Genomic DNA, 26002 nt, shown 5'->3' on the forward strand with positions numbered 1-26002 from the left:
ATGGGAAACCATGCCAGCTGCGGGCGTGGTGGCGAGAGCCGCGGACCCGCAGTCGCGGAGTGGGGCGATTATGGGTGGCATAGGTCAGGAACTGCCCGCGGGCTATGAGAGCGCGGTTGTATTCGAAGCGCCACTTGGGGCTCGAGTCGCGGCGCACCTGCGCAGGCTGAGCTGGCACAGCGCGGCATTCGAGGTCCCTGGCAGTTGGCCCGCGCTTCGCATCTCGGAACGGATCCCGTGCGTACGCATCTGGGCGGCTGGCCTCCAAGTCTATACCGGCCCGGGCGTGGTGACGGCGCTGGTGGATGCCGGCACGGGTTACGTCGGCGAGCTCAAACTGGACCCCGAGGCGCTGAACCGTGCCCTGGTCGGTCACAATGGAAAGCTCTATTCGCGTGCCCTGCAGACGTTTGACACGTTTTTGAAAGACTGGCAGGCCGCTTGCCGGCTGTTGCCAGAGTACAAGGTTGCCGTGGCCGACCTGCACAGTTTTTTGTCGGAACTTCGGCTCTGGCTCAAGCAGGGCCAGCTTGCGGCCAGCGTGGGAGCGGCTGCAGAGGACGGCTCGGGGTTGCGTGAGTGGGCGGCGCGATTGTCGCCCCGGGTGACCGAGGCGCTGGGTCAGCTTTTTCGGCGGTACGAAGAAGCGGCGTCGCGCATCGAGCCGGCACTGGTCGAGGTGCACTACCGTTTCGGGCGGCAACTCATTCACCACGTGCTTCTATGCTCGCCGTTCGTTCGGCGCAGTTTCCAGAAGCCCTTGGGTTACTCGGGTGACTACGAAGTGGTGAACATGATGTTTCGAGATCCCCTGCAGGGCGAGACGATTCTGGGCATGCTGATCAACGCGTACGCTCTTCAGCTGCCTCCCATTGCCGGCCACAGGAACCGTATCGCCTATCTGAAGCGGATCCTCCAAGAGGAGGCTGCCCGTGTGGTGGCTGAAGGCAATCGGCCGAGGATTTTCAGTCTGGGTTGCGGTCCGGCTCACGAGATCCAGCAGTTCCTGGCGGAATCGCCACTCTCCGACTTCCTGGACGCGACGCTGGCGGATTTCAACGAGGAGACGCTGGCACACACGGAGCGGGTGTTGGAGGAACAAGCGCGCAGGTTCGCCCGCCGGCCGAGGATCCGATTTCTGCGGCAATCGGCCCAGGAGTTTATTCGGGAAGCGGAACGCTTGCGTGGCGAGGAACCCGCAGAAGGCTATGATGTCGCGTACTGTGCAGGGCTGTTCGATTATCTTTCTGACCGCGTGTGTCGCCGGTTGTTGGAGATTCTTTACCAGAAGCTGCGACCCGGTGGGCTGTTGATAGCGACGAACGTGGATCACCACGCGGCGCGCTATGAGATGGAGTGTTTTTTGGACTGGCACCTGATATATCGGGACACATCTGCAATGGCGGCACTCGTTCCGCCCAACTGTCCAGCCCACTGTGTGAGCATCAAGCGCGAATCAACGGGAGTGAACATCTTCCTTGAAGTGCGCAAAGAGGCCCGATGAATCCCAAGGCTGCCTACCGGCCCGAAGCGCTCCGGGCCTATGCGGATTACGAACGCGAGATCACCGGCGGTCATCTCAAGGTCGGATGTTGGCTGGTCATGACCTTGATGCCGTTGGGCGTAATACTGGATTATTTCGTCTATCCTGAAAAACTCGGCTTTTTTTTTCTGCTGAGGATCCTGAGCGTCCTGGCCGCAGGGTTGGTGTGGTTCTTTTTGAGATTTCCAATCAGTCAGCGGTTTTATCGTGCCGTAGGGCTTACCATAGCGAGCATCCCGGTTGTGTTCATTTGCTTGATGATCGCTGTCGCGCCACCGGAGAAAGGGGGGGCTGCTGGTTCTCCGTACTACGCGGGGTTGAATCTCACGTTGCTTGCCATCGGATTCATCATGCGTTGGTCGGTAGACCTCAGCATCATGGCCTCGGTGGTGGTGTTTGGCTCGTATCTTGCTGCATGCTTCGCTCAGGGACCGATACCGCCCGAGCAGCGGGGTCTGTTCGTGAACAACCTGTATTTCCTCACGCTTACGAGCATTATTGTGATCATTGGCAGTTGGCTCCACAGTGATCTTCGGATTCGCGAATTCATGAGTAGATTTACATTGGATGAGCGCACGCGCGAGCTGGAGGAGGCCATTCGGAGGTTGCGGGAGGCGGAGGCGCAGTTGGTGCAGCAGGAGAAGATGGCCTCGTTGGGCGTGTTGAGTGCGGGCATCATCCATGAGATCAACAATCCGTTGAACTTCGCGGCGACCAACCTGTATGCGTTGCGCAAGCGGCTGGCCGGGCTGGAAGGGCACCAGCGGCAGGCATTGGAGGAGATCATTGCCGACGTGGAGGACGGGCTGGGCCGGGTCCGGGACATCGTTTCGGATCTGCGCACGTTCACGCATCCGGAGGCGGAGAGTCTGGAGGCGGTCCAGGTGGCGGAGGCTGTCCAGGCGGCGGTGCGTTATCTGAGCGGGGAACGGCCGGACTCGGTTCGGGTGCAGGTGGACGTGCCGCGGCATCTGGCGGTGCGGGGCAGCCGGAACAAGCTGGTGCATGTGTTGATCAATCTGGTGGAGAATTCGCTGGACGCCCTGCGGCAGAAGGAATTCCGCGAGGAGGTCCCCACGGTGCGCATCTCCAGCCGGGAGGAGGGCGGGCGGGTGATCGTGGAGGTCTGGGACAACGGTCCGGGAATTGCGCCGGAGCATCAGGGTCGGATCTTCGACCCCTTTTTCACCACGAAGGACGTGGGCGAAGGGATGGGGCTGGGGTTGAGCATCTGTTACCGGTTGTTGCAGGAGTGCGGGGCTTCCATCCGGGTGGAGAGCGAGCCGGGCCGGTTTTGCCGGTTCATTCTTGAGTTTCCGTCGGGCACGGCCCACGCTGGAGGTCACTCAGGACCTGATGCATGAAGCCGGCCTACGATTATCGGCGGTACGCCATCCTGTACGTGGATGACGAGGAGAAGTCGCTGCGCAGCTTCGAACGGGCCTTTGCCGATACTTTTCGCATATTGACGGCTCCCAACGCGGGGGAGGGCCACCGGCTGCTGGTGGAGCATCGGGAGGAGATCGGCCTGCTGATGACGGACCAGCGGATGCCGGGGGAGAGGGGCGTGTGGTTGCTGGACCAGGCCCGGCGTTTGGACCCGCGGATCATTCGGGTGCTGGTGACCGCCTACAGCGACTACAAGGAGGCCATTGACGCCATCAACACGGGCGCCATCTACAAGTACATTTCCAAGCCGTGGGACCTGCCCAAGTTGGAGCAGACCCTCAAGCATGCGCTGGAGCTGTTCATGATCCAGCGGGAGCGGGACGAGCTGCTGCGGTTGCGGATGACGGAGCTGCGGCAGTTGGTGATGGCGGATCGGGTGGTGAGCCTGGGCTTGTTGGCGGCGGGCCTGAGTCATCACATCCGCAACGCGTTGGTGGCGGTGAAGACGTTCCTGGATCTGGCCCCGTTGAAGCTGGCTGAGGAAAAGGCCGAGCCGGGCGGGCTGCGGGATGCGGCCTTTTGGCGGGATTACCATCACGATGTGCAGCTGCAGATTGACCGGATCAATCACCTTTTGCAGGAGTTGTGGCGGGCTTCCGAACGGCCTGCGGGACCGTTGAGCGACCGGGTGCGGCTGGCGCCGCTGCTGCGGGAGGTGCTTGCGGGATTGGCGTCGGAGTTGGCGGCGCGCCGGATCGGTGTGGAGCTGGCGATTCCGGAGGATCTGCCCGAGCTGACGGTGGATCTGCCACGGTTTCGCCGGTTGTTCGAGTTGTTGTTAAGGGACGAGCTGACGGCCTTGCCTCCCGGTGGGCAGGTGCGGTTCGAGGCACGTCTGGTGCCGGTTTCGGATCCGCAACGACCGGAGGTCGAGATCCGTGTCCGGGACACCGGTCCGGGTCTGCCCCAGGAATGGTTGCGGCTGGTGTTCGACCCGTTCGTTTCGCGCACGGACAGCCCGGCCGAGTTCGGCATCAATCTGATGGCCTGTTACATCATCGTGCACCATCACGGAGGGGTCATTCACGCCAGCAGCGAGCCGGGGCAGGGGACGACCTTTGTCATCCGGCTGCCGGTTCGGGGCGGGCCGGTTTCGGGCCCGGGTGGAGACACGGAGTTTCTGCGCAAGGTTGTCTTGAATGAGGAACTGTGGCACCGGCTGGCAGCGGGGACGGCTCCGGCTGCGGGGCCGGGGCGCGCCGGTGACTGAGAGAGGGGGCGGGCCGGGTGTGGCCGGGCTGGCGCATGTGCGGGGGCAGGACGGAAGGTGACGTTTGACGCCCAGGGAGTGTCATGAGTTACACGGTTCATTATCTGGAATCGCCTGCCGCGCGTCAGGGGATCGAGATCAGCGTGCTGGTCAACTGCCTGCTGCAGGATGCCATTCGGCTGGGGGCCAGTGACCTGCACATCGAGCCGTGGGAGGAAACCATCGCGGTGCGGGCGCGGGTGAACGGGGTCCTGACCGAGGTGGTGCATCTGCCGCCGGGGCTGATGGAGAAGGTGTCGGCACGGTTCAAGGTGCTGGCCAATCTGCCGACCTATCAGACGGGGCTTCCGATGGACGGAAAGATCCTCTGCGGTCCCGAGCTCGACCACGTGCAGGTGCGGGTTTCGATTTTTCCGACGACCCGCGGGGAAAAGATCGTGCTGCGGTTGTTCGATCCGCAGGATCGCCGGTTCGATCTGGACGAGCTGGGTTTCGATCCGGACACGTTGCAGGGTTTGAAGCGGTTGCTGCGGCGGACGAGTGGTCTGCTGTTGTTCACGGGTCCGACCGGCTCGGGCAAGACGACGGCGATGTACTCGGCGCTGTGTCACATTGTGCAGCGGGAGGGCAGCGCCGTGAGCATCAGCACCGTGGAGGATCCGGTGGAATTCAATCTGCCGCGGATCAGCCAGACGCAGATCAACCCGGCGCAGGATTTCACCTATGCGATGGCGCTGCGGAGCATTCTGCGGCAGGACCCGCAGGTGATCATGGTGGGGGAGATCCGGGATGCGGACACGGCGGCGATCGCGGTGCAGGCGGGTCTGACCGGGCATCTGGTGATCAGCACGATTCATGCGGGGGTGTCGGCGGGAGCGTTTACGCGGTTGATCCACATGGAGATCGAGCCGTTCATGCTGGCGTCGAGCATCCTGGGAGTGATGGGACTGCGGCTGGTCCGGCGGGTGTGTCCGCAATGCGCGGAGCCGTACGAGCCCGAACCGAGCGTCTTGAAGGTGGTGCCGGGGGAGTGGCTGGCGCGGGCCACCTTCCGGCGGGGCCGGGGCTGCGAGCATTGCCGGCACACGGGCTACAGCGGGCGGATGCCGGTGTGCGAGCTGTTGGTGGTCAACGAGCCGTTTCGAGAGGCCGTCTTGAAACGGCTGCCGACGAGTGCGCTGGAGGAGATTGCGGTCCAAAACGGGATGCGCACGCTCTGGCAGAACGGCTTGCAGGCGGCGTTGGAGGGCCGGACGACGTTGGAGGAGGTCGTGCGCATGGTGGCGGCCTCGATCTTGTGAGGCCGGGTCCGGGCGGGCCCCAGGGTCAAAGGCCTAATGCGGTTGGGCGGGTCGGCCGGAACGTGGCTGGCGCCAGCGCCAGTACCCGGCCAGCAGGCTGCCGAGTATGGAATGGGCGGTGGCGGAGAGGGCACAGGGCAGGGCGGCGGCGGGCATGGAGGCGAAATGTTGGCGGGCCAGTGTGGCGCCGAGGCCGGAGTTCTGCATGCCGACCTCGATGGAGACCGTGCGGGCATCGTTCGGGGAGAGGCGGCACAGTCGTGCCAGCAGGTAACCGAGCCCGAAACCGCCCAGGTGAAGCAGGGTGACGGCGCCGGCCACGGCCAACGCGGATTGTTTGAGCACGGCGGTGCTGCCACCGATGATGCTGGCGCAAATGAGGGTGATGAAGATCACCGAGACCAGGGGCGCCACGGGCAGGACCGCGTGCACCAAGCGCGGCACGGTGTGGTGAAGGGTCAGCCCGGCAAGGAGGGGGACCAGGACCACCATCAGGGTGCTTCGGAACAGGGCCCAGGCGTCCACGGGGACGTAATGACCGGCCAGTTGGGCGGTCAGCAGGGGGGTCATGAGAACGGCGGCGACGGTGGAGCAGAGGGTCATGACCACGGACAGGGCCACGTTGGCGCCGGCGAGGTAGGTGACGACGTTGGAGGCGGTGCCGCCGGGGCAGCAACTGACCAGGATCAATCCCACCGCCAGGGAAGTCTCCAGTTGAAACAGGCGGGCCAGGGACCAGCCGAGGAAGGGCATGATGAGGTACTGCCCGGCGAACCCCACGGCCACCGCCCAGGGCATGCGTAGTACGCCGCGGAAATCGTCAAAGCGGAGGGTCAGGCCCATGCCCAGCATGATGATCCCGAGCCCGACGGGGATCCACGGGCCGCTGAACCAGGTGAACCATTGCGGCCGGAACATGGCCAGGGCGCCGGCCAGCAGGACCCAGACGGGAAACAGGTTCGTGGCCAGGGCGGACCAGCGGACGAGGGCCGGGCGATGCATGCGACGGCGATGGGGGCGGTCCGGGGCCGGCGGGGTCAGTGGCTCCGGCCGGTGACTGATTCGAGGGCGTCGAAGAGGGCGCGCATGGTGAAGGGCTTGTAGAGAATGCGACAGGAGATCTTCCCGAGGAATTCTTTAATCCCGGGGTCGTGCTGGTGGCCGGTCATGAAGATGAACCGGCTGCAGAGGGCGGGCTTGGCCCGTTGGACGGCCAGGTAGAACATGTCGCCCGGGAAATTGGGCATCATGATGTCGCAGAGGATGGCGTCGAAGTCCCGGGCGAGGATCTGTTGGACGCCCTGGGCTCCGTTGTTGACGATTGTGACCCGGTAATCCTGTTGTTCCAGGGTCACTTGGAGCATCGCACAGAGCTCCGGGTCGTCTTCGAGGATGAGGACGGACTGGGCGCGGATCTGGGTGGGGTCTTCGGGGATTTCGTACACGCGCGGAGCCGGCGGGTCGGGTTCCGGCATGTTCGCGCCCGGTTGCATGGGTTCGGCCGGCGTGCTCATGGCATGTCCACGACCAAGGTAACGGGTCGGGCGTCTCGTGCAAGTCCACGCGGTCCGGGAGGAGCGGGGTGAGGCGAGTGGCTCTTGGAAAGTGCGGGGCGGGGGGCGGGTTGCGGTGGTGCCGGTGCCGGGTCTGCACGCAGGGGTGAGCGGTGAAAAGCGTTGCGCGGAGGCGGTTGTTGTGGCTTCATCCTGCGGGAGATTCCGTTCCGGCGAGGCGGCCCGGCGGGTCGGTTCGGAGCCGGCACGGGGTAACCGGATGCAGCCATGGGCGAGACCGGCCGACAGCGGATGCGGATTCTTTATTCGGGTCACGTGCAGGGTGTGGGTTTCCGCTATACCACCTGTCAGGTGGCACGGGGGTTTGACGTGACGGGCACGGTGCGGAACCTGCCGGATGGGCGGGTGGAACTGGTTGCCGAGGGCGCGCGGGAGGAGCTGGAGGCGTTTCGGGAGGCGATCCGGCGTTCGTCTGTGGGACGGTTCATCCGGGACGAGGAGGTCCAGTGGTCGGCGGCGGTGGGTGGCATGAAAGGATTTCAAATTGTAGGTTAGACGGGTAAGACGATGAAGTTTGCCATCCTTGCGGACATTCACGGCAACCTCGAGGCGCTGCAGGCGGTGCTGGAGGATGCCCGGAAACAGGGATGCACGCACTATGCGTGCATCGGGGACGTGGTGGGCTACGGTGCCAACCCCAAGGAATGCCTGGACATCATCCGCTCCATGGGGATGCCGTGTGTGAAGGGCAACCACGACGAGTATTGCTCGATCGAGGAGGATGCCGAGGGTTTCAACCCGCTGGCGGCCGAGGCGGTGATGTGGACGCGTCAGCAGTTGAGCGAGGAGGATCGGCAGTGGTTGCGGGATCTCCGGTACGTCCGCATGGTGACCAACTTCACCATCGTGCACGCCACGTTGGACGCCCCGCAGCGTTGGGGGTACGTGTTCGACAAACTGGCCGCGGCGGCGAGTTTTCCGTATCAAAACACGCCGGTCTGTTTTTTTGGTCATACGCATGTGCCGGTGGCCTTCGTGCGGGACAGCATGGTGCGGGGCGGCACCTACTCGAAGTTCAAGGTCGAGCCGGGCAAGAAGTACTTCATCAACGTGGGTGCGGTGGGTCAGCCGCGCGACGGCAACCCGAAGGCGGCCTACGTGGTGTACGACGTTGACGAGGGCACGGTGGAACTGCGGCGGCTCGATTACGACATTGCCACGGCCCAGAAGAAGATCCGGGCTGCGGGTCTGCCCGAACGGCTGGCCGAGCGGTTGGCCTACGGCCGGTGAAGGGCGGCCGCCCCGGTCGCCGTGCCGGCCATGCTGTCCCGATGTCTGCTTCCGACACGGAACGGTCAGGTGCTGCCGGACGCAGCCTGCGGCGGATCCGGGTGTTCTCGGACGGTCGTCCGGGGCATGAGAACCAGAGCCTGGGTCTGGCGGAGGCACTGTCCCGACGCACCGGAGCGGAGGTGGAATGCCGTCGGCTCCCCGACGCCGGCGGGCCGCCGCTGCGTTGGTGGTGGGCGATGCGCCGGGCTGGGCCGGCACCGGATCTGATCATCGGGGCCGGGCACAAGACGCACCTGGCCCTCTGGCTGGCGGCACGCCGGTTTCGGGCGCGCTCGGTTGTGATCATGAAGCCGACCTGGCCCATGTTTCTCTTCGACCTCTGCCTGGTGCCGCGGCACGACCTTGGCTTTGCCGGACCCGGATCGCGTGTGATTCCCACCCGCGGTGCGTTGAACCGGATCCCGGAGGATTTGCCTCCCAAACAGCCGCGCGGGTTGATCCTGTTGGGGGGGCCTTCGCGCACGCACGATTGGGCCGGAGAAACCCTGATCGGGTGTGTGGCGGAGGTCGTGGCGGCGCGGCCCGAACTTCGATGGGCCGCGGCGGATTCGCGGCGGACTCCGGCGGGGTTTTTGCATGCTTTGGTGGCAAGCGGCCTGCCGCTGGAACCGCTTCCGCGGGATCGAACTTCGACACGACAGTTGCTCGATCATTTGCTGGTGGCCGAGGAGGTGTGGGTGACGGCCGACAGTGTGTCCATGGCTTTTGAGGCGGTGACGGCCGGGGCGCGTGTGGGCCTGTTGCCGGCACCGGTCCGGGACAGCAGCGGCGGGCCGGTGCGCGCGCTGCAAGAGTTGGTGGCGGACGGGTATGCGACCCTGTACGCGGCATGGCGGTTGGGAGGCCGGTCGTTGCCGCCGCCGCGGCGCCTGCACGAGACGGCCCGTTGCGCGGACCTGGTCCTGGACCGTTTGTTTCCGGGGACGCGACGATGAAGGTGTGGCAGATCGTGCCGGAACTGAACGAGGGCGGCGTGGAACGCGGCACGCTGGAGGTGGGGCGGTTCCTGGCTCGCGCGGGGCACGAGGCGGTTGTGATTTCGAACGGCGGCCGGCTCGTGGCCGGGCTGGAGAGCGCGGGCGTGCGTCATGTGACCTTGCCGGTGCACAAGAAGGGTCTGCGCGGTCTGTTTTTGGTGCCACGGCTGAGGCGGTTGCTGCGGGCCGGGCGGCCGGACGTGCTGCATTTGCGTTCCCGGTGGCCGGCATGGTTGGCTTGGCTGGCGTGGCGGGGGTTGGCTGCGGAGGAGCGTCCCCGGCTGGTGACCACGGTCCATGGGTTTTACTCCGTCAATGCCTACTCGGCGATCATGACCCGCGGGGAACGTGTCATCGCGGTTTCGGAGAGCATCCGGGAGTACATTCTGAGCAATTATCGGCGGACCGATCCGGATCGGATCCGGGTGATCCCACGCGGCGTGGATCCGGCCGAGTTCCCGCACGGGTTCCGTCCCGACCCGGCCTGGTGGGGGCGTTGGCGGGAGGAATATCCGCAACTTACGGGGTGCCGCCTGGTCACGCTGGTCGGTCGCCTGACGCGATTGAAGGGGCATGAAGACCTGCTGCAGGTGTTGCTTCGCTTGAAGGAGCGCCGGCCCGACGTGGCGGGCTTGATCGTGGGCGGGGTCCCGTCGGGCAAGGAGGGCTATCGAACGTGGTTGGTGGAGCAGGCCCGGCGGTTGGGCTTGGCATCGCGGGTGGTTTTCGTGGGGCATCGGAGGGACGTGCGGGAGATCCTGGCTGTGTCGGACGTGGTCTGCTCGTTTTCGGTGCAGCCGGAATCGTTTGGCCGGACGACGTTGGAGGCGTTGGCCCTGGGCCGGCCGGTGGTGGGTTACGACCATGGCGGGGTGGGCGAGCAGCTTCGGGCCCTGCTGCCGGAGGGGGCGGTGCGCCCGGGCGATGTGGAGGCGGCTGCGGGGCGGGTGGACCGGTTTTTGTCGAACCCGCCGGTGCCGCGGCCGGTGGGACCGCCGTTTACGCTGGAATCCATGTGTCTCCGCACGCTGGCGCTGTACGAGGAGCTGGGGGGAGGGCCCGGCCCGGTGCAACGCTAACTTGCCCCGGGGTGCGGTTTGTTTGATGCTGCCGTCTGCTTATGGGGTTGCCTGATGCTGTCCTGTCCGGGCTGAGGGAGATTGTGGGGCCCGATCATCTGCTGGCCGCACCCGAAGATCTGATTCCGTACTCGTTTGACGGGACGGCGGCGTTGCAGCAGATGCCGGGGTGCGTGGTGTTTCCGCGCGAGACGGCGCAGGTGTCGGCGGTGTTGAAACTGGCGCAGCGGACGCGGACGCCGGTGGTGGCGCGCGGTTCGGGCACCGGTCTGAGCGGGGGCAGCGTGCCGGTGCCGGACTGCATCGTGCTGTGCCTGGCGCGGATGGACCGGATCCTGGAGCTGGATCGGGCGAACCTGACCCTGCTGGCCGAGGCGGGGGCGACGACCCAGGCCATCGCGGATGCGGCCGCGGCGGCCGGCCTGTTTTATCCGCCGGATCCGGGTTCGATGAAGATTTCCACCATCGGCGGCAACGTGGCGGAGAATTCCGGCGGCCTGCGCGGGCTCAAGTACGGGATCACGCGCAACTATGTGATGGGCCTGGAAGTGGTGCTGGCGGACGGGGAGGTGTTTTTCACCGGCAACAAGTGCGTCAAAGACGTGGCGGGTTATTCGCTCAAGGACCTTTTCATCGGCTCGGAGGGCACGCTCGGGATCATCACCAAGGTGCTGCTGCGGTTGATCCCCCGGCCGGCGGCCAAGAAGACCCTGCTGGCGCTTTACGATCAGATGGAAGCCGCGGCGCAGACGGTGTCCGACATCATCGCGTCGAAGATCATCCCCTGCACGTTGGAGTTTCTCGACCGGACGACCCTTCATTGTGTGGAGGCTCATGCGCATGTGGGCCTGCCGCTGGACTGCGAGGCGGTGTTGTTGATGGAGACGGACGGGCACCCGGCGGCCGTGCAGGAGGAGGCGGCCCGGATGGAGGAGATCGCCCGGCGCAACGGCGCGCGCGAGGTGCGCGTGGCCGGGGACGATGCCGAGGCCCTTCGCCTGGCGGCGGCCCGGCGCAATGCGTTCTCGGCCCTGGCCCGTGTGGCCCCCACCACGATCCTGGAGGATGCCACGGTGCCGCGAAGCGAGTTGGCCCGGATGGTGCGTTTCGTTCAGGAGGTGGCGCGGAAGTACAATCTGCGGATCGGCACCTTCGGGCACATGGGGGACGGCAACCTCCACCCGACCTTTCTCACCGACGAGCGGAATGCCGAGGAGATGCACCGGGTGGAGGCGGCGGCGCGCGAGATCTTCGAGGAAGCCATCCGCCTGGGCGGCACGATCACCGGCGAACACGGGGTGGGCCTGGCCAAGAAGCCGTTCCTGCCCCTGCAGTTGAATCCGGTGGAACTGCGGGTGTTGAAACAGTTGCGGCAGGTGCTGGATCCACACGGGATACTGAACCCCGGCAAGATGTTCGACTGAGGCGGGCGGCGCGGGCGGTGTGGTCGGGCGGTCGGGGTTGTGCTGCCGGCGCTCGAGCTTGCCATTGCGCCTGCGGCAGGGGCGTCCCATAGTGGGAGGCCGGGCCGCGGCCGTCCGGGCGCGGTCCGCAGTCTATGCCTTTTACAGCAGCAGAAATTGCCCGGCATCTGGGTGGTGAAGTGATCGGAGACGGGTCGGTCGTGCTCCACCGGTTTGCGCCGGCGGATCGGGCCGAGCCCGGTGACCTGACATTTGCGGAGAACGAGGTGTTCCTGGCGCGGGCCGAACAGGGTCGTGCCTCGGCGATCATCGTGGATCGGCCGGCACAGTCCTCCAAGACGCTCATTCGTGTACCCAACGCGCGGATCGCGTTTGCCAGGGTGCTCCCGCTGTTTTTCCCCGAAACACGCCCCGAGCCGGGGATCCATCCGACGGCGGTCGTGGGCGAGGGTGCGCGGGTGGACCCGACGGCCCACGTGGGGCCGTGGTGCGTGGTGGGCGCGCGGGCGGTGGTGGGGCCGCGCTCGGTGTTGTGGGCGCAGGTGTACGTGGGCGAGGATTGTGTGTTGGGTGAGGACGTCTGGTTGTTTCCGCAGGTGGTGCTGTATCCGCGGACGCAACTGGGCGCGCGGGTCCGGATCCACTCCGGCACGGTCATTGGCAGCGACGGTTTCGGGTATGTACAGGATGGTCCCGTGCATGTGAAGGTGCCGCAAGTGGGTTGGGTCATCATTGGCGAAGATGTGGAGATCGGCGCGAATGTCACGGTTGACCGTGGGGCGCTGGGGCCGACCGTGATCGGGCGCGGCACAAAGATCGACAATCTGGTGCAGATTGCTCACAACGTGACGGTGGGCGAACGGTGCCTCATTGTGGCCCAGACCGGCATTGCGGGGAGTACACGGTTGGGAAACCACGTGGTTCTGGCCGGCCAGGTTGGTTTGGCGGGGCACCTGAAGATCGGAAACCGGGTGAGTGTGGCGGCCAAGTCCGGCGTCATGCACGACATCCCGGAGGGCCAGAAGTGGATGGGCATCCCTGCGCAACCGGATCGGCAGGCCAAGCGACAGATCGTGGCTCTGCAACAACTGCCCGATCTGCTCCGCCGGGTGGCCGAGCTGGAAAAGCAGGTGGCCAGCCTGCAGGCGGCGCTGGGGGGGCAGCGACAGGATGGGCCGGCGGGTTCGGAGAATCCGGCTGTCCCGCCGGGGGGCGGGTCCTGAAGTGTGCCGGCGGAGGGTTTGCTGCGGTCTTTCGTCGGAACGCTTGCATGATTGCCGTACTCGATCCGCTGGCCGAGGCGAACGACCTGGTGGCGCAGGTCGAGGCGATTTTCTCTCCGCATGGTTTGCTGGCCCGGGCGCGGAATTTCGAGTACCGGCCGCAACAACAGGCCATGGCCGTGGCGGTGGCGCAGGCGTTGGTGCGGGGGGAGAGTCTCCTGGTGGAGGCCGGCACCGGTGTGGGCAAGAGCCTGGCCTACCTGATCCCGGCCATTTTGTTTGCGGTGCGGCACCGCAAACGGGCCATCATTTCCACCCACACCATCAATCTGCAGGAGCAGCTCATCCAAAAGGACCTGCCCTTGTTGGAGAGGATCCTGCCGGTCAGGTTCAGCTACTGCATGCTCAAGGGCCGGGCCAACTACCTTTGCACCCGGCGGTTGCACAAGGCGTGGGAGCAGGCCCACGCGCTGTTCACCTCGCCCGAGCAGGCGGAGCTGGAGCGGATTCGCGACTGGGCGCAGCGCACCGAGGACGGCAGTCTGTCGGACTTGGAGCCGCAACCGGATCCGAAGGTGTGGGACCTGGTCTGTTCGGAACGCGGCCTGTGCGCGCCGCGGTTGTGCGGGGCCCAGTCCGAGTTCGCCAAACTGCACGGGGCATGTTTCTACCAGCGCGCGCGGCAGCGGATTCTCTCATCGGATGTGCTGGTCTTGAATCACACCCTGTTGTTCACGTTGGTGGGCGGGTGGGACGAGGAACCGCCCGACGGCGGCGTCCTGTTCAAGAACGATTTCGTGATCTTCGACGAAGCCCACACGGTGGAAAACGTGGCCGCGCGGCACATCGGTCTGAGCCTCTCCCATGCCCAGGTGCGCTACACGCTCCAGCGACTTTGGAATCCGCGGACGCAAAAGGGACTGCTGGCCACCTTGCGCAAGGGTGCGTCGGTGGCGTTGGTGGCCGAGGCGCTGCAGGCGGCCGACGCGTTTTTCCGGGAACTGGAGGCCGCCTGCGAGGCACTGGCTCGATCCTCCGGATCGGGCCGGCGCCACACCGGGGAGGAGGGCGAACCGGCCGGGGGCGCGACCTGGACGGAGCTGCGCATCCGGCGACCCGACCTGGTGCCGGACCGGCTCACCGTGCCGCTGCAGCGGCTGCGCGAATCGGTGGGCGATCTCATCAAGGCCAGCGAAGATCGCGAGATCGGTGAGGAGCTGGCCGAGTGCAATCGCCGGCTGGGCGAGCTGCGCGAGGCGGTGGCGGTCTTTCTGAGTCAGAGCGCCGAGAACCACGTTTACTGGGTGGAACGCGCCGGCAAGGCGCAGCAGAACCTGACGTTGAACGCCGCGCCGGTGGAGGTGGCCGATTACCTGCGGGCCCGTCTGTTCCAGAGCGGCACGAGCATCATCATGACCAGTGCCACCCTGGCCACGACGCGATGGGACCCGGGGGAGGCGGCGTCCGAATCGAGGGGACGAACCGGTCGCACGGCCGCGGCCGGAGGGGCCGGCTTGGAATACTTTGCCCGCCGCGTGGGCGGAGAATCAGCAGTCCAACTCCAGGTGGGCACACCCTTCGATTACGCCCGGCAGATGAAGCTGTACGTGGTGGCCAAGATGCCCGATCCACGCGAGCCCGGATATCGCGATGCGCTGGAGCACTGGATCGAGCATTTCATCCGCCAGACCCACGGCAAGGCCTTTGTCCTTTTCACCAACACGCGGCTGATGCACGAATTGGCTGCGCGGTTGGAACCCAAGCTGGCCGCACTGGGGATCGCCTGCCTGGTGCAGGGCACGGGCACCCCGCGCTCCACCCTTTTGGAACGGTTCAAGGAAGACGTGGACTCGGTGTTGTTTGGCACGGACAGCTTCTGGCAGGGTGTGGACGTGCCGGGCGAGGCCCTCAGCAATGTGATTATCACGCGCCTGCCCTTTGCGGTGCCGGATCACCCGCTGATCGAGGCGCGGATCGAGGCCATCGAGGCACGCGGCGGCAACGCGTTCCGGGAGTTTTCACTGCCGGAGGCGATCCTGAAGTTCCGGCAGGGCGTGGGCCGGCTGATCCGCACCAAGAACGACACCGGCATCGTGGTGGTGCTCGACAACCGCATTCTGACCAGGCGTTATGGCCGGGCCTTTTTGGACGCCCTGCCTCCGTGCCCCATCGAGATCGTGTGAGGGTGGACGGCCCGGGATGGCACGCTTCGTAGTGTGACCGGGTTGTGACTTTGGCCGGTCGGTCACGCGGTTTACGATCGGGACATGGACATGGGTTTTCTGCTGCGGTTGTGGGCAACAGGGGTTTGCTCGGGTCTGATGAGTGCCCTGGCGGGAGAGCCGTTCGGTGCCGCGGCCGCGCTGTGCGAGACGGCGCGGCCACTGGTCATTGCCCACCGGGGGTTCTCGGCGGTGGCACCGGAAAACACGCTTCCGGCGTTCGAACTGGCGCTGGCGGCGGAGGCCGACCTCGTGGAGCTGGACGTGCACCAGACAGCCGACGGAACCTGGGTGGTGATTCACGACGCGACCCTCGACCGTACGACCGACGCGGTGTCGCGGTGGAGCCGGCGAAAGGTGAAGGTCCGGGACGTCGCGTGGGAAGAACTGCAGTCGCTCGATGCCGGCTTCTGGTTTCATCCGCGATTTGCGGGCACGCGGCTGCCCACCCTGCAGGAGGCCCTCCGGGTCATCCTGGCCGGAGGTGCGGTGCCCGTGATCGAACGAAAAGCGGGTAACCCGGCCGACCTGGCCCGCCTGCTGCAGGAGCTGGATGCAAGCCGCAGGGTGGTCGTGCAGTCTTTCGACTGGCGTTTCCTTCGAGAATTTCACGAGCAGGTGCCGGAAGTGATCCTGGGCGCACTGGGACCCCCCTCCAGACTTCCCAACGGCGAAAGGCCGGCGACGGATGAACCGAAGCGAGGCAGCGAACCCTGGCTGGTCCATGCCCGGCAGACCGGCGCGCGGCTTCTGGTCTGGGATCATCGTCACGTGGACGCCGGAGGGATTCGCGCGGTTCAGCAGAAGGGATTCAAGTTCTGGGCGTATACGGTGAACGAGCCGCCGGAGTTTGCGGCAATGTTGAAGGCGGGTGTGAACGGTCTCATCACCGATCAGCCTGCCCGGCTTTGGCGTTTCATGGCTCTGCAGCGGTAGGCGGTGTCGCGCGGGGTCGGGGTGCTGGGGCGCAATACTTGCCCGGGCTGTTAGGAACAAAGGGGTCCGCCTTGTGGGGCGCGGCTGCCATGCCGCGTGTCCACACAGGGAACGGCATCCTTCTCAGTCGCCCAGGGTCCGGAAAATGGAAACGGTGAGGGGTTCAAGCCCCCGGCCGGACATCGGGCTGATCTCGGTCGAGTGCGAGCGCGTGCCGGATCCGGTTGGCAAGGGTCTGTACTTCAGGGTTTTCCCGGCAGAGGGTTTCGAGGAAATGTCCGAACCTGCTGTCGCGGTCGTATCGCGGTCTGGCCTTCAGGGATTCGGGGTCTTCGGGGAGCCCGTAGTCTTGAGGATCCACGCCGCAGGCGGATGCGCACCGGTACAGCCACTCTTCCAAGCGGGGGCACAGGATGATCAGCCGCTGGCCCGGCACCTCTTCGTGCTGGAGAAGACGGAGCGAGGCGGTTTCCTTCACGCTTCTGTAGTGCTTCAACTCTCGCGGCTGGGCCGCTTGCGGGTTTTCATCCAGCAGACCCGGTCCGGCCTCGAGCCGACGAAGTTGGCTGATGATGTTGCCCGTGCAATGTTCGTGTCGGATGAGGCGTCTGGGTACGCCCAACGACCGCGCCAACCGTTCGTCAGCGTAACACTCAAGATGGAGCATCAGTCGCCTTCCAGGATGTTGGAGAGCCCGAGAAACGGGTCGGCTTCCCTGAGCCGCTGGATTTGCTCGTCGGTCAGGAGGGTGACCATGGTTTCATGGTCCTCGTAGCGGGTGGCGAACACGGCGACGTCCTGCCGGGGGGCCTTTTCGAGCACGGCCGCCGGGAAATAGGGATTGTGCGTGGCAGGGAAGGGATGCCGGGCTCTGCCCGGTCGAACTTCTTCAGCGGAGCGTAACGGTAGAAGCGGATCCACGACAGGCGCTGTGTGCCCGGTCCAAAACGTGGGTTAGCCCGAAAATCCAGGGTGCAAATCTGTTGTTTATTGATGTCAACGATGAACCGGCTGTTTTCGAACCTGATGGTCAGGGTGCCCGGGGAGGGTTCTTTCCACGCAATCTGAGTCGGTTCGTCCGTGAGTCCGTCGGAGAAAAGGTACTGCGTGAGGGGGGAGAGCGGACGAACTGGCTCAAGGGTGTCTCCGGCCAACCTGTCCACGACAACAGACCGAGGGCTTCCAGGATGTTGGACTTTCCCGTGTTGGGTTCTCCGATGAAGAGGTTGATCCGCCGGCAACTCAACTCGAGAGGACGAACTGATTTGAAACGCTCGATGGTCAACGACGTGATCGAGCCCGTGACGCAGTGTAGCAGGGGGCCCGGGGGAAGGACACGGTTTTCCTTTGCGGCTTGGGGCCCAGGGTGAGTGCCGGGCCGGGATGCGTGGTGCGGCACACCTCGGCTGCCGGAGGTTGGCGGTGGATGAGGGTTTCGTCAGGGCGGAGCCCGGGCGGTGTCCGGCCGGGGCGAATCGGAGGCGGGCCGTGTTCAGCAGATACGCGGCAGTTGTTCGCCGCTGAACATGTCGAGGATGCGCGGGGCACCGATCCGGCTGCGCAGGGTGACCCGGCCCTGACCGCGTCCCTGGACCTGGCCGATGTGGGCCGCCGGCAGGTCCGGCTGGACCTCCCGGAGAATGGCGCAGGCGCGTTGGGCGTCCTTCGCGGCCACGACTGCGAGGAACCGGCCTTCGTTGGCGACATGCAGCGGGTCCAGGCCGAGGATTTCGCAGGCGCCCTGGACTTCTTCGCTCACGGGGATGGCGGCCTCGTCCACCTTGAAATCCAGACCTGTGGCCTCGGCCAGTTCGACGAGCGCACTGGCCAGGCCGCCGCGGGTGAGGTCGCGGAGGCAGTGAATCTCCACGCCACTTTCGATGAGGCGGAAGACCGGCTCCACCAGCGGCGCGCAATCGCTGGTGATGGTGGTTTCGAAGGCCAGGCCTTCACGGACGGCCATGATGGCCATGCCGTGCCGGCCGACGTCGCCGTTGATGAGGAGGGCGTCGCCGGGTTGGATTCGGCCCGGCCCGACATCCAGGCCGGCCGGGATGCGGCCCAGGCCGGTGGTGGCGATGTACAAGCCGTCGGCGCGGCCGCGGTCCACGACCTTGGTGTCGCCGGTCACGATCGGCACGGCGGCGGCGGCGGCGGCCTGTTGCATGGATTCGACCACGCGGCGGAGGGTGTCAACGGGCAGGCCTTCTTCGAGGATGAACGCCGCCGAGATGGCCATGGGCCGGGCCCCGCACATGGCGAGGTCATTGAGGGTGCCGTTCACGGCCAGGGTGCCGATGTCGCCGCCGGGGAAGAAGAGGGGCCGCACGACGTAGGCGTCGGTGGTGAAGGCGATGCGTTCCGGACCGAGGCTCAGTGAGGCGCCGTCGTGACGTGTGGCCAGGGCGGGATTGTGGAAGGCCGGGAGAAAAACTTCCTCCAGGAGGCGGTGCATCAGGCGGCCGCCTCCGCCGTGGGCCAGGAGGATGTTTTCGTAACGGCTGATCGGCAGGGGACAGCTCGTTCCCAAAGGAGTTTCGTTCATGGCCGGATCGGTATGCGGTTGGAGGTGATGCCAGGGCAAGCCCGCTTTCGAAGGTGCGGGGAGCGGAGCCGGAGGCGTTCAAGTTGCGGGCACGGCCGGGACCCGCCGGTAACGGTAGTAGGCGGCACAGGCACCCTCGCTGGAGACCATGGTGGCGCCCAGCGGATGTTCGGGGGTGCAACGCGTGCCGAATGCGGGGCATTCGATCGGTTTTTTCCGGCCCTGCAGCACCAGGCCGCTGATGCACTCGCCGGAGTCGGGTTGGGAGGAGACGGCCAGCTCGAACCTGCGCTCGGCGTCGTAGTCCGCGTACGTGTCGCGCAGGCCCAGTCCACTGGCCGGGATGCGGCCGAGGCCGCGCCATTGTCGGTCCACGATCTCGAAGACCTCCTGCATCAGGCGCTGGGCGGGCAGGTTGCCTTCGCGGCGGACGGCCCGTGCGTAGGCGTTTTCCACCCGTGCCTCGCCGCGCTCGAGCTGGCGCACACAGCGGTAGATGCCCTGCAAGATGTCGAGCGGTTCAAATCCGGTGACGACCATGGGCACACGGAATTGTTCGGCCAGTGGCTCGTACTCGGTGTAGCCCATGACGGTGCAGACATGACCCGCGGTGAGGAAGCCCTGGATGCGGTTGTCGGGGGAGCTGAGCAGGGCCACGATGGCCGGAGGCACGCGCACGTGGGAGACCAACAGGGAAAAGTTCTTCAACCCGAGCCGCCGCGCCTGGAGGACGGCCAGCGCGTTGGCCGGGGCGGTGGTTTCGAAGCCGACGGCGAAGAATACGACGTGCCGGTCCGGGTGCCGGCGGGCCAGGGCCACGGCATCCAGAGGACTGTAAACCATGCGCACGTCGCCGCCGGCGGCCTTGACGGACAGAAGATCTTCGCGGCTGCCCGGCACGCGCAGCATGTCGCCGAAGGAACAAAAGATGACCTCCGACCGGCGGGCCAGGGCCACGGCCTTGTCGATCAGTTCCACGGGTGTGACGCAGACCGGGCAGCCGGGGCCGTGCACCAGCGTGAGTCCCGGGGGCAGCAGCTCATCCAGGCCGAATCGGACGATGGCGTGGGTCTGGCCGCCGCACACCTCCATGATGACCCACGGGCGGGTCTGGCATTTCCGGATGGCTTCGACCAGGCGTTGCACGCCGGCCGCATCGCGGTACTCATCCACGTACTTCATCGGGGCCAAAAGAGTCCCGGGGAGGGCTGGGTCCCGGCGACGCGAGTTCTTCCAGTTCCTCCATCTGGCGGAGGTATTCGAAGACCTGACGGGCTTCCTGCTCGTCCACGACGCTGAGGGCCATGCCCACATGCACGAGGACGTAATCACCGGGCTTGGCCTCGGGCACACAGGCGAGGCTGACTTCTTTGACCACCCCGCCGAAGCTCACCCGGCCCGTGCGTTCCAGCGGGTCTTCCCCGCTGATGCTCAACAGCTTTCCCGGTACCGCCAAACACATGGTGCCTGCAATGTAAGGCCATGAGCGGGGGCTTGGCAAACGTGGGGACTCCGCCCGGGCCCGCTCCTTGTGCGCGGCGGTCTAGTCGAGTCGTACGCCCGAGGGCAGCTTCAGGTCCTTGCGTGCCGCCACCTGGGCGACGTCTTTGTCGCCCCGGCCCGAGAGGTTGACGATGAGGATCTGGTCGGGCTGCATCCGGGGTGCGCGTTTGACGGCTTCGGCGACGGCGTGGGCGCTTTCCAAGGCGGGCAGGATGCCCTCGGTTTTGGCGAGTCGTTCGAAGGCGTCCAGGGCTTCCGTGTCCGTGGCATAGGTGTATTCCACCCGGCGCTGATCGCGCAGCCAGGCGTGTTCGGGTCCCACCGCTGCGTAGTCCAATCCGGCACTGACGCTGTGGGTGAGCTGGATCTGGCCCCATTCGTCCTGGAGCAGGTAGGAGCGGGTGCCCTGCAGCACGCCCAGTGAACCGCCTTGGAATCGGGCGGCGTGTTTGCCGGGCTGGATCCCCTCGCCGCCGGCCTCCACTCCGACCATCCGGACTTGGGGATCTTCCAGGAAGGCGTGGAAAAGTCCCATGGCGTTGGAGCCGCCGCCCACACAGGCGATCAACAGATGGGGCAGTCGCCCCTCTTTTTCGAGGATCTGGCGCCGGGCCTCCTCGCCGATGATGCGCTGAAAGTTCCGGACCATTTCGGGGTACGGATGCGCGCCGTACACGGTACCCAGGATGTAGTGGGTGGTGCGGACATTGGTGACCCAGTCGCGCATGGCCTCGTTGATGGCTTCTTTGAGGGTTTGCTGGCCGGCGGTGACGGGCACGACCTCGGCGCCGAGGAGTTTCATGCGGTAGACGTTGAGGGCCTGGCGGGCGCAATCCACCGCGCCCATGTAGATGACGCATTCCATGCCGAACAGGGCGGCCACGGTGGCGGTGGCCACGCCATGCTGGCCGGCGCCGGTCTCGGCGATGACGCGGCGCTTGCCCATGCGCCGGGCCAGGAGGGCCTGCCCGATGCAGTTGTTGATCTTGTGGGCACCCGTATGGAGGAGGTCCTCCCTTTTCAGGTAGATCCGGGCCCCGCCCAGCTGGCGCGTGAGACGCTCGGCGAAATAGAGCGGGGTGGGGCGACCGCAGTACTCTCTGAGGTAATACTCGAACTCGGCACGGAACTGCGGGTCGGCCCAGGCACGGCGGTACTCCTGCTCGAGCTCCTCCAGCGGGTGCATGAGGGTCTCGGGTACGAACCGGCCTCCATAGGGCCCGAAATGGCCGCGTGCATCCGGCACGGATGCCAGGGTGTGACGATCCATGACCGGAGGTTAGCCCGGCAGGGGCGAATCGTCGAGTCGGCCGGGGCTGAGGTATCGGCCGGCGCGGTGGGATGGATCCGCTTCAACGGGCGGGGCGGGGCGCATCTCGCCGGTCGGGGTCAAGCGGTGGTCGTTCTGTGCGTCCGGCGGGTTCCCGCCGGAGCAGGCGTTCGAAGGCGCGGCGTTGTTCGGGTGTCAGTTCCTGCCGGATCCGTTCGCGCGTTTCGGTCAGTTCCCGGCGAATCTCCGGTTGGACCGATTCCCAAAGCTGGCGGATCCGTTCCTGGCTTTCGCGGATGATCTGCTCGATTCGGGCCCGTTGTTCGGGGTGGAGGTCCAGTTCGCGCGCGGCACGCAGGAGGAATTCGGTGCGCCGCTGTTCCAGCCGGAGTTGAAGTTCCGGTGCGGGCCGACGCGTCCATTCGGCCGGAGGGGGCAGGAACTGCGGGGGCGGTGCGTCCGCCGGTGGGCGCACTTGGGCGCGCAAACGAAGATTCCTGTTGTGCTCCCGTGTCCATTTGCTGATCACCATCCCGCCGGTGACCACGCCGGCTGCGAAGATGATTGCGGTGGCCAGGGCGATCTTCCACCAGGCCGGTTGGGGCATCGGTCCGGTTGGGTTCGGATTTTCCTGTGGCGTTGGACTCATGTGGCTGCCCTCCAGAAGACTTGGATCCAGGGGTGTGATCTCCCGGGTTCCGGGTCACCAGGTCAGAGCGTCCGTATCTTCCATGCCGGCCAACAATGCCGACTCCAGGTCTGCAGGGTCCGTGGCCGAGCCGTTTGCCGTGGGGGTGCCGACCCACAGCCAGGCACTGGCGGCCAGCGCCAGGGCGACCGATGCCCAGGCGGCGCGTACGAACCCGTGCAGCCAGGTCGCCAAGGGGTCGGGGGCAGGGGCCGGCCGGCGCAGCCGCGCCAGCACCCGTTGCTCGAAACCCTCGGGCACATCCTGGCACGGTGCACTGGCGCGCGCCGTGCTCATCAGGGCGCGTCGGATTCGTTCCAGTTCAGATCGTTTCATGACCGACAAAGCTTCCCACGCTTTCAGACGGAGTTCGGGAGCTGGCGGTTACAGGGCTTCAATGGGATGCTTGTCCAGCCAGCGTTTCAAGAGCCGCCGCATCCGGGACCGTGCCCGGAAGGCGCGGACCTTGACTGTGGGGACCGACCAGCCGGTGAGGGCGGCAACTTCCTTGACGGACCGGTCCTCCAGCTCCAGCAGCGTGAGGACCAGCCGGTCGGCGGGGCTGAGTTGTTCCAGGAGCCTCTGGACCAGGTCGCGGGCGGCCTCGGCGTCGTGTGGGTCGCGAGGTTCCCGCGAGGGGAGCCGGTCCATGAGCCACTGGTGCTCAGCCTCGGTGAGGTCGGTGAAACTGGCTTCGCGGTTGCGTCGGGCGGCGCGGAGGGCGTCGTAACAGGTGCGGACGGCCAGCCGCATGAGCCAGTGCTCGAAGGGTGCCTCGCCGCGGTATCCATCGAGTTTTTGGTGAGCTTTGATCCAGATCTCCTGGGCCAGATCCTCGACATCGCTTTCCCGCCGGGTGTAGCGGCGAACGGTGGCGAATACGCGCGGGCTGTGCCTTCTCATCAGGGTTTCGAATGCGCCGAGGTCCCCCGCGCGCGCCCCGGCCACCAAGGCGGCGTCGGAAGGTTCCGTGGCAGCCGGTGCGGGGGAGCCGCTCCGAACGTCCGGTTCTTCGACCGGGTGCTGCGGTGCGTGGCGGGAGGCTGCCGCCCGTTCCTGGGCCGGCCCGGAGGTCATGGTACGGGAGGATGGACGGGTGGATTTGAAGTCTGGCCTTTTGATGAGGCGGGTGCGCCGGGGGGCAGGGGCGGGGGCACGGGGTCGTAAAAACCGGGGGGCAACGGAGGCAGTTCGGGCACCTGTTGCACAAGCCGGCGCCAACGCTCACGTTCCGAAGGCGTCATGGCGGTCCAACGCTCGGCGTTGCGCAGGAAGGCACGCCGTTCCTCGGGCGACATGCGGGCCAGTCGTTCGAAGGAGGCAAGGACCTGGCGCCGTTGTTCGCGAGTCAACTGTTCGAAGCGGCGGAGGCTTTGCTCAATCTGGCGGCGCTCCGTATCGGAGAGGGTCGAGAGGGCCTTCTGCCTTTCTTCGGGCGTCCATTCGAAGAAGCGACGGAGCTGTCGGACGACGTCGCGCATCTCGGTTTGCGGCAGGGGCGGCGGGGTGTCCACCCCGGGGCCGGCCGGTGAACTGGTTCGGACGGCCACGACCCGGAGTGCGCGGGGGTCGGGAGAGTGGGGCAGGGGTGGGACGCGACTGAAATAGTTCAGGGCCAGTTCATCCCGGAGGAACTGGGTGCGGACCGATTCAGGTAGCCGATCCCAGAGCGCCAACCGGTCGGCCACGGCCTGGCGGAGGTGAGCGGGGACGGTTTGCTCCAGAGGCGGGCGCCGGTCAGGGGGCTGTCCCATCAAGGGGGTCAGGTACCAGCGCAGTTCGGTGGCGCGCAGGCGCAGTTCCCGTTCCTCGGGCGAGAGGGCTTCGTACTCCCGGACCTTGGCCAGGATCCTCGCCCTTACTGCGGGGGGCCGATTGCTCAAAGCCCGTTCGCGGTCAGCGGGCTGCATGGCCAACACTTCCCTGAAAAAATCCACCGGGGAACCGGGTGGAGGCAGGGGGGGAGCAGCCGGGGGGATGGGGGCGGCGGTCTGGGCGGGTGCGAGGAGAACGAACCAGAGTTGAAGGGCGGCCAACACCAGCCAGACGCGCCATCGCCACCGGCGCTGGCCTGTGGGAGGGCGAAACGAGTTGCGGTGGGAGAGCCCGGGGCACATCACTGGAGCAACGTCAGGAGTTCCAGGTCGGGCCCCGGCCCGGCTGGCAAGCGTGCCACCACATCGAAGTCGGCCCAGACCTCGGGCGGCGCCGCCCAATCGTTCCAGACCCGGACCACCTCCGGTGCCGGCGGGTTGGGCTGCGTGAGGGGCTGCCATGAGAAAATGCCGAGCAGGAGGGCCACTCCGCCGGCGATTGCCCAGCGGACCCAGGCCGTGCGAAGGGCGCCCAGGATTTCCCTCCAGCGGACCGGTCCGGCGGCGCCAGTGTCGCGATCCAGCTCCGTCCAGATGCGCGCGTGGAGGCTCGGCGGCGGCTCCCGCTCCGGCAAGCTCTTCAGGGCGCGGGTCAGGGCCTGTTCCAAGGCCCAATCTTCACGGGCTTCCGGGTGTTGGCGGAGCCAGGCATCCAGTTGGGCCGCCTCTTCCGTGTTCAACGGCCGGCGCCACAATTCCGCCCTCAACCGGTCCAGATCGTCCCTTTTCATGGTCGTTCATGGGACAAAACACCGGCGGGTGGCCAAAGTTGCCGCCGCCTTTCGGCGGAGGCTCCCGCAACCCTTTGCGCGGTCCGAAAGACGGCTGGGAAGTGTCAAGGGGTGCAGGGGGCCTGCGGACCGTGTGGTTTGGGCGGAGTCGGGCGGGGTTCGGGCGGCACGGGCATGGCTCTGCTCCGGGGCTTGCGGCGGTGTGCAGAACGGATACACTGTCACAGCTTGACCGGGTTGTACCCGATGCGCCTTGGCAGACGTGCGGCTCACGGGCCAAAGCAACGTATGCCCATCCGGGTACGTCCGGAAGAAGGGCGGCGGGGGTTCCTCCAGCCGGCAACGGTCCGGCCAGGGGCCCGCAGGTGACCCTGAAACAGCATGGTGCCAGTAGAGCCCATGGGAGAATCGGTGAGTCCGGCAGCCACGGTGACGTCGTATCAACTGAACTCGGATCTGGCCAAGCTGTGTTTACCAGCGGCCAGCCGGGATCCGTTGCGCCGGCTTGCCTACGTGAATTCGATTTGCGCGGCTTTCTTGTTGGTGGGGTTGGTGGGGCTGAAGATGCCCGAGCCGCATGTGCGTCCGATTCCGGAGCCGGTGGAGATTGTGCCGGTGGTGTTCACGCCGCCGGATCAACCGCCGCCGAGCACGGAGGAAGAGCCGATGGAAGAGCCCCCTGAGGATCTGCCGGAGCCCACGTTGGACACGCCGGTCGTGGCCACGGTTGTGGCGGCTGATCCGGCCAACGTGGCGTTTGCCGTGCCGGTCCAGGGACCGGTGATCCTGGCGCCGGCGCGGTTTGCGGCACCGCCGCCGCGGGTGTTGCGGCCGCCCCCGCCCACGCCGACGCGGTTCGTTCCGACCGGTCGGGAGGGCGGGAGCTTCCCCTGGCCGCGGAGTTATCCGCGGCAGGCCCTGCTGGAGCGGCAACAAGGTACGGTGACCCTGCTGGTGCAGGTGGGGACCGACGGTAAGCCGACCTCGGTAACCGTCCATGAGAGTTCCGGGTACGGCACATTGGATCGGCATGCATTGGAGTGGGTGCGGGATCACTGGCGCTGGCCGCCGGGTCCGCCCCGGGCCTATTACGTGCCTTTCGTCTATCAGTTGCCGAAGTGACCGGCGGAGTTCTCCGATCCCGATGGGGACGGGAGTGG

At 66.2% G+C, this 26002-nt stretch carries 26 protein-coding genes; 13 read left to right on the forward strand and 13 right to left on the reverse strand.

The features are described from left to right. Nucleotides 1-70: 70 nt before the first annotated feature. The 4 genes from ACPDIX_RS11580 to ACPDIX_RS11595 all read left to right on the forward strand — a co-directional run bounded on the left by ACPDIX_RS11580 (nucleotide 71) and on the right by ACPDIX_RS11595 (nucleotide 5503). Entirely contained in the window at nucleotides 71-1504 is a 1434-nt protein-coding gene (locus ACPDIX_RS11580) for a class I SAM-dependent methyltransferase (protein ID WP_423431955.1), read from the forward strand. Beyond that, entirely contained in the window at nucleotides 1501-2907 is a 1407-nt protein-coding gene (locus tag ACPDIX_RS11585; protein WP_423431956.1) for a sensor histidine kinase, read from the forward strand. Before ACPDIX_RS11580 ends, ACPDIX_RS11585 begins: the two co-directional genes overlap by 4 nt. Continuing rightward, entirely contained in the window at nucleotides 2904-4202 is a 1299-nt protein-coding gene (locus ACPDIX_RS11590; RefSeq protein WP_423431957.1) for an ATP-binding protein, read from the forward strand. The genes ACPDIX_RS11585 and ACPDIX_RS11590 overlap by 4 nt, the downstream gene beginning before the upstream one ends. A gap of 83 nt (nucleotides 4203-4285) precedes the next feature. Then, nucleotides 4286-5503, forward strand: coding sequence for a GspE/PulE family protein (locus ACPDIX_RS11595; RefSeq protein ID WP_423431958.1), 1218 nt, complete (start codon nucleotides 4286-4288; stop codon nucleotides 5501-5503). Nucleotides 5504-5536: 33 nt separating this feature from the next. Here ACPDIX_RS11595 and ACPDIX_RS11600 read toward each other — a convergent pair whose 3' ends face one another. Both ACPDIX_RS11600 and ACPDIX_RS11605 read right to left on the reverse strand, forming a co-directional pair. Continuing rightward, entirely contained in the window at nucleotides 5537-6505 is a 969-nt protein-coding gene (locus tag ACPDIX_RS11600) for a bile acid:sodium symporter family protein (RefSeq protein WP_423431959.1), read from the reverse strand. Nucleotides 6506-6540: 35 nt separating this feature from the next. After that, on the reverse strand, nucleotides 6541-7017 hold the full coding sequence (locus ACPDIX_RS11605) for a response regulator (RefSeq protein WP_423431960.1): 477 nt from the start codon (nucleotides 7015-7017) through the stop codon (nucleotides 6541-6543). Nucleotides 7018-7284: 267 nt separating this feature from the next. Between ACPDIX_RS11605 and ACPDIX_RS11610 the strand changes: the two genes are divergently transcribed. The 8 genes from ACPDIX_RS11610 to ACPDIX_RS11645 all read left to right on the forward strand — a co-directional run bounded on the left by ACPDIX_RS11610 (nucleotide 7285) and on the right by ACPDIX_RS11645 (nucleotide 16231). Beyond that, complete coding sequence (locus tag ACPDIX_RS11610; RefSeq protein ID WP_423431961.1) at nucleotides 7285-7572, forward strand: acylphosphatase; 288 nt, start codon at nucleotides 7285-7287, stop codon at nucleotides 7570-7572. 12 nt (nucleotides 7573-7584) lie between these two features. After that, the gene (locus ACPDIX_RS11615; RefSeq protein ID WP_423431962.1) at nucleotides 7585-8307 is read left to right on the forward strand and encodes a metallophosphoesterase family protein; all 723 of its coding nucleotides are present in this window, start codon (nucleotides 7585-7587) and stop codon (nucleotides 8305-8307) included. Nucleotides 8308-8348: 41 nt separating this feature from the next. Next, the gene (locus ACPDIX_RS11620; protein WP_423431963.1) at nucleotides 8349-9305 is read left to right on the forward strand and encodes a mitochondrial fission ELM1 family protein; all 957 of its coding nucleotides are present in this window, start codon (nucleotides 8349-8351) and stop codon (nucleotides 9303-9305) included. Continuing rightward, entirely contained in the window at nucleotides 9302-10426 is a 1125-nt protein-coding gene (locus ACPDIX_RS11625; protein WP_423431964.1) for a glycosyltransferase family 4 protein, read from the forward strand. The genes ACPDIX_RS11620 and ACPDIX_RS11625 overlap by 4 nt, the downstream gene beginning before the upstream one ends. 41 nt (nucleotides 10427-10467) lie before the next feature. Further along, entirely contained in the window at nucleotides 10468-11850 is a 1383-nt protein-coding gene (locus ACPDIX_RS11630; RefSeq protein ID WP_423431965.1) for an FAD-binding oxidoreductase, read from the forward strand. A 134-nt stretch (nucleotides 11851-11984) separates the two neighbouring features. Beyond that, on the forward strand, nucleotides 11985-13073 hold the full coding sequence (gene lpxD, locus ACPDIX_RS11635) for a UDP-3-O-(3-hydroxymyristoyl)glucosamine N-acyltransferase (protein ID WP_423431966.1): 1089 nt from the start codon (nucleotides 11985-11987) through the stop codon (nucleotides 13071-13073). A 47-nt stretch (nucleotides 13074-13120) separates the two neighbouring features. Further along, on the forward strand, nucleotides 13121-15256 hold the full coding sequence (locus tag ACPDIX_RS11640; RefSeq protein WP_423431967.1) for an ATP-dependent DNA helicase: 2136 nt from the start codon (nucleotides 13121-13123) through the stop codon (nucleotides 15254-15256). A gap of 84 nt (nucleotides 15257-15340) precedes the next feature. Beyond that, nucleotides 15341-16231: a glycerophosphodiester phosphodiesterase gene (locus ACPDIX_RS11645; protein WP_423431968.1), complete on the forward strand. Its 891-nt coding sequence runs from the start codon at nucleotides 15341-15343 to the stop codon at nucleotides 16229-16231. Between the two features lie 163 nt (nucleotides 16232-16394). On the opposite strand, the gene ACPDIX_RS11650 is transcribed toward ACPDIX_RS11645, so the two are convergent. From ACPDIX_RS11650 to ACPDIX_RS11700, 11 genes are all read right to left on the reverse strand, one after another. After that, the gene (locus tag ACPDIX_RS11650) at nucleotides 16395-16898 is read right to left on the reverse strand and encodes a hypothetical protein (protein WP_423431969.1); all 504 of its coding nucleotides are present in this window, start codon (nucleotides 16896-16898) and stop codon (nucleotides 16395-16397) included. Then, the gene (locus tag ACPDIX_RS11655) at nucleotides 16898-17152 is read right to left on the reverse strand and encodes a hypothetical protein (RefSeq protein WP_423431970.1); all 255 of its coding nucleotides are present in this window, start codon (nucleotides 17150-17152) and stop codon (nucleotides 16898-16900) included. The genes ACPDIX_RS11650 and ACPDIX_RS11655 overlap by 1 nt, the downstream gene beginning before the upstream one ends. Nucleotides 17153-17723: 571 nt before the next feature. Beyond that, nucleotides 17724-18776, reverse strand: coding sequence for a hydrogenase expression/formation protein HypE (gene hypE / locus ACPDIX_RS11660; protein ID WP_423431971.1), 1053 nt, complete (start codon nucleotides 18774-18776; stop codon nucleotides 17724-17726). A 78-nt stretch (nucleotides 18777-18854) separates the two neighbouring features. Continuing rightward, nucleotides 18855-19958 (reverse strand): hydrogenase formation protein HypD, encoded by a 1104-nt coding sequence (gene hypD / locus ACPDIX_RS11665; RefSeq protein WP_423431972.1) that lies wholly within the window; start codon nucleotides 19956-19958, stop codon nucleotides 18855-18857. After that, nucleotides 19942-20238: a HypC/HybG/HupF family hydrogenase formation chaperone gene (locus ACPDIX_RS11670; RefSeq protein WP_423431973.1), complete on the reverse strand. Its 297-nt coding sequence runs from the start codon at nucleotides 20236-20238 to the stop codon at nucleotides 19942-19944. Before ACPDIX_RS11670 ends, hypD begins: the two co-directional genes overlap by 17 nt. An 81-nt stretch (nucleotides 20239-20319) precedes the next feature. Continuing rightward, nucleotides 20320-21549 (reverse strand): tryptophan synthase subunit beta, encoded by a 1230-nt coding sequence (trpB, locus tag ACPDIX_RS11675; protein ID WP_423431974.1) that lies wholly within the window; start codon nucleotides 21547-21549, stop codon nucleotides 20320-20322. An 82-nt stretch (nucleotides 21550-21631) separates the two neighbouring features. Then, a complete protein-coding gene (locus ACPDIX_RS11680) occupies nucleotides 21632-22156 on the reverse strand; it encodes a hypothetical protein (protein WP_423431975.1) in 525 nt (174 codons plus the stop codon). Nucleotides 22157-22252: 96 nt separating this feature from the next. Beyond that, nucleotides 22253-22573 carry a hypothetical protein gene (locus ACPDIX_RS11685; protein WP_423431976.1) on the reverse strand — a complete coding sequence of 107 codons (321 nt, stop codon included), beginning with the start codon at nucleotides 22571-22573 and terminating at the stop codon, nucleotides 22253-22255. A 48-nt stretch (nucleotides 22574-22621) separates the two neighbouring features. Then, nucleotides 22622-23185 carry an RNA polymerase sigma factor gene (locus ACPDIX_RS11690; protein WP_423432034.1) on the reverse strand — a complete coding sequence of 188 codons (564 nt, stop codon included), beginning with the start codon at nucleotides 23183-23185 and terminating at the stop codon, nucleotides 22622-22624. A 125-nt stretch (nucleotides 23186-23310) separates the two neighbouring features. Next, complete coding sequence (locus ACPDIX_RS11695) at nucleotides 23311-24147, reverse strand: DUF3106 domain-containing protein (protein WP_423431977.1); 837 nt, start codon at nucleotides 24145-24147, stop codon at nucleotides 23311-23313. Between the two features lie 206 nt (nucleotides 24148-24353). After that, nucleotides 24354-24842 (reverse strand): hypothetical protein, encoded by a 489-nt coding sequence (locus ACPDIX_RS11700; protein WP_423431978.1) that lies wholly within the window; start codon nucleotides 24840-24842, stop codon nucleotides 24354-24356. A gap of 399 nt (nucleotides 24843-25241) precedes the next feature. Between ACPDIX_RS11700 and ACPDIX_RS11705 the strand changes: the two genes are divergently transcribed. Then, nucleotides 25242-25964 (forward strand): energy transducer TonB, encoded by a 723-nt coding sequence (locus tag ACPDIX_RS11705; protein WP_423431979.1) that lies wholly within the window; start codon nucleotides 25242-25244, stop codon nucleotides 25962-25964. The last annotated feature ends 38 nt before the right edge of the window (nucleotides 25965-26002 follow it).

Origin of the sequence: Limisphaera sp. 4302-co (genome assembly GCF_049537155.1) — a bacterium.
Taxonomy (GTDB): Bacteria; Verrucomicrobiota; Verrucomicrobiia; order Limisphaerales; family Limisphaeraceae; genus Limisphaera.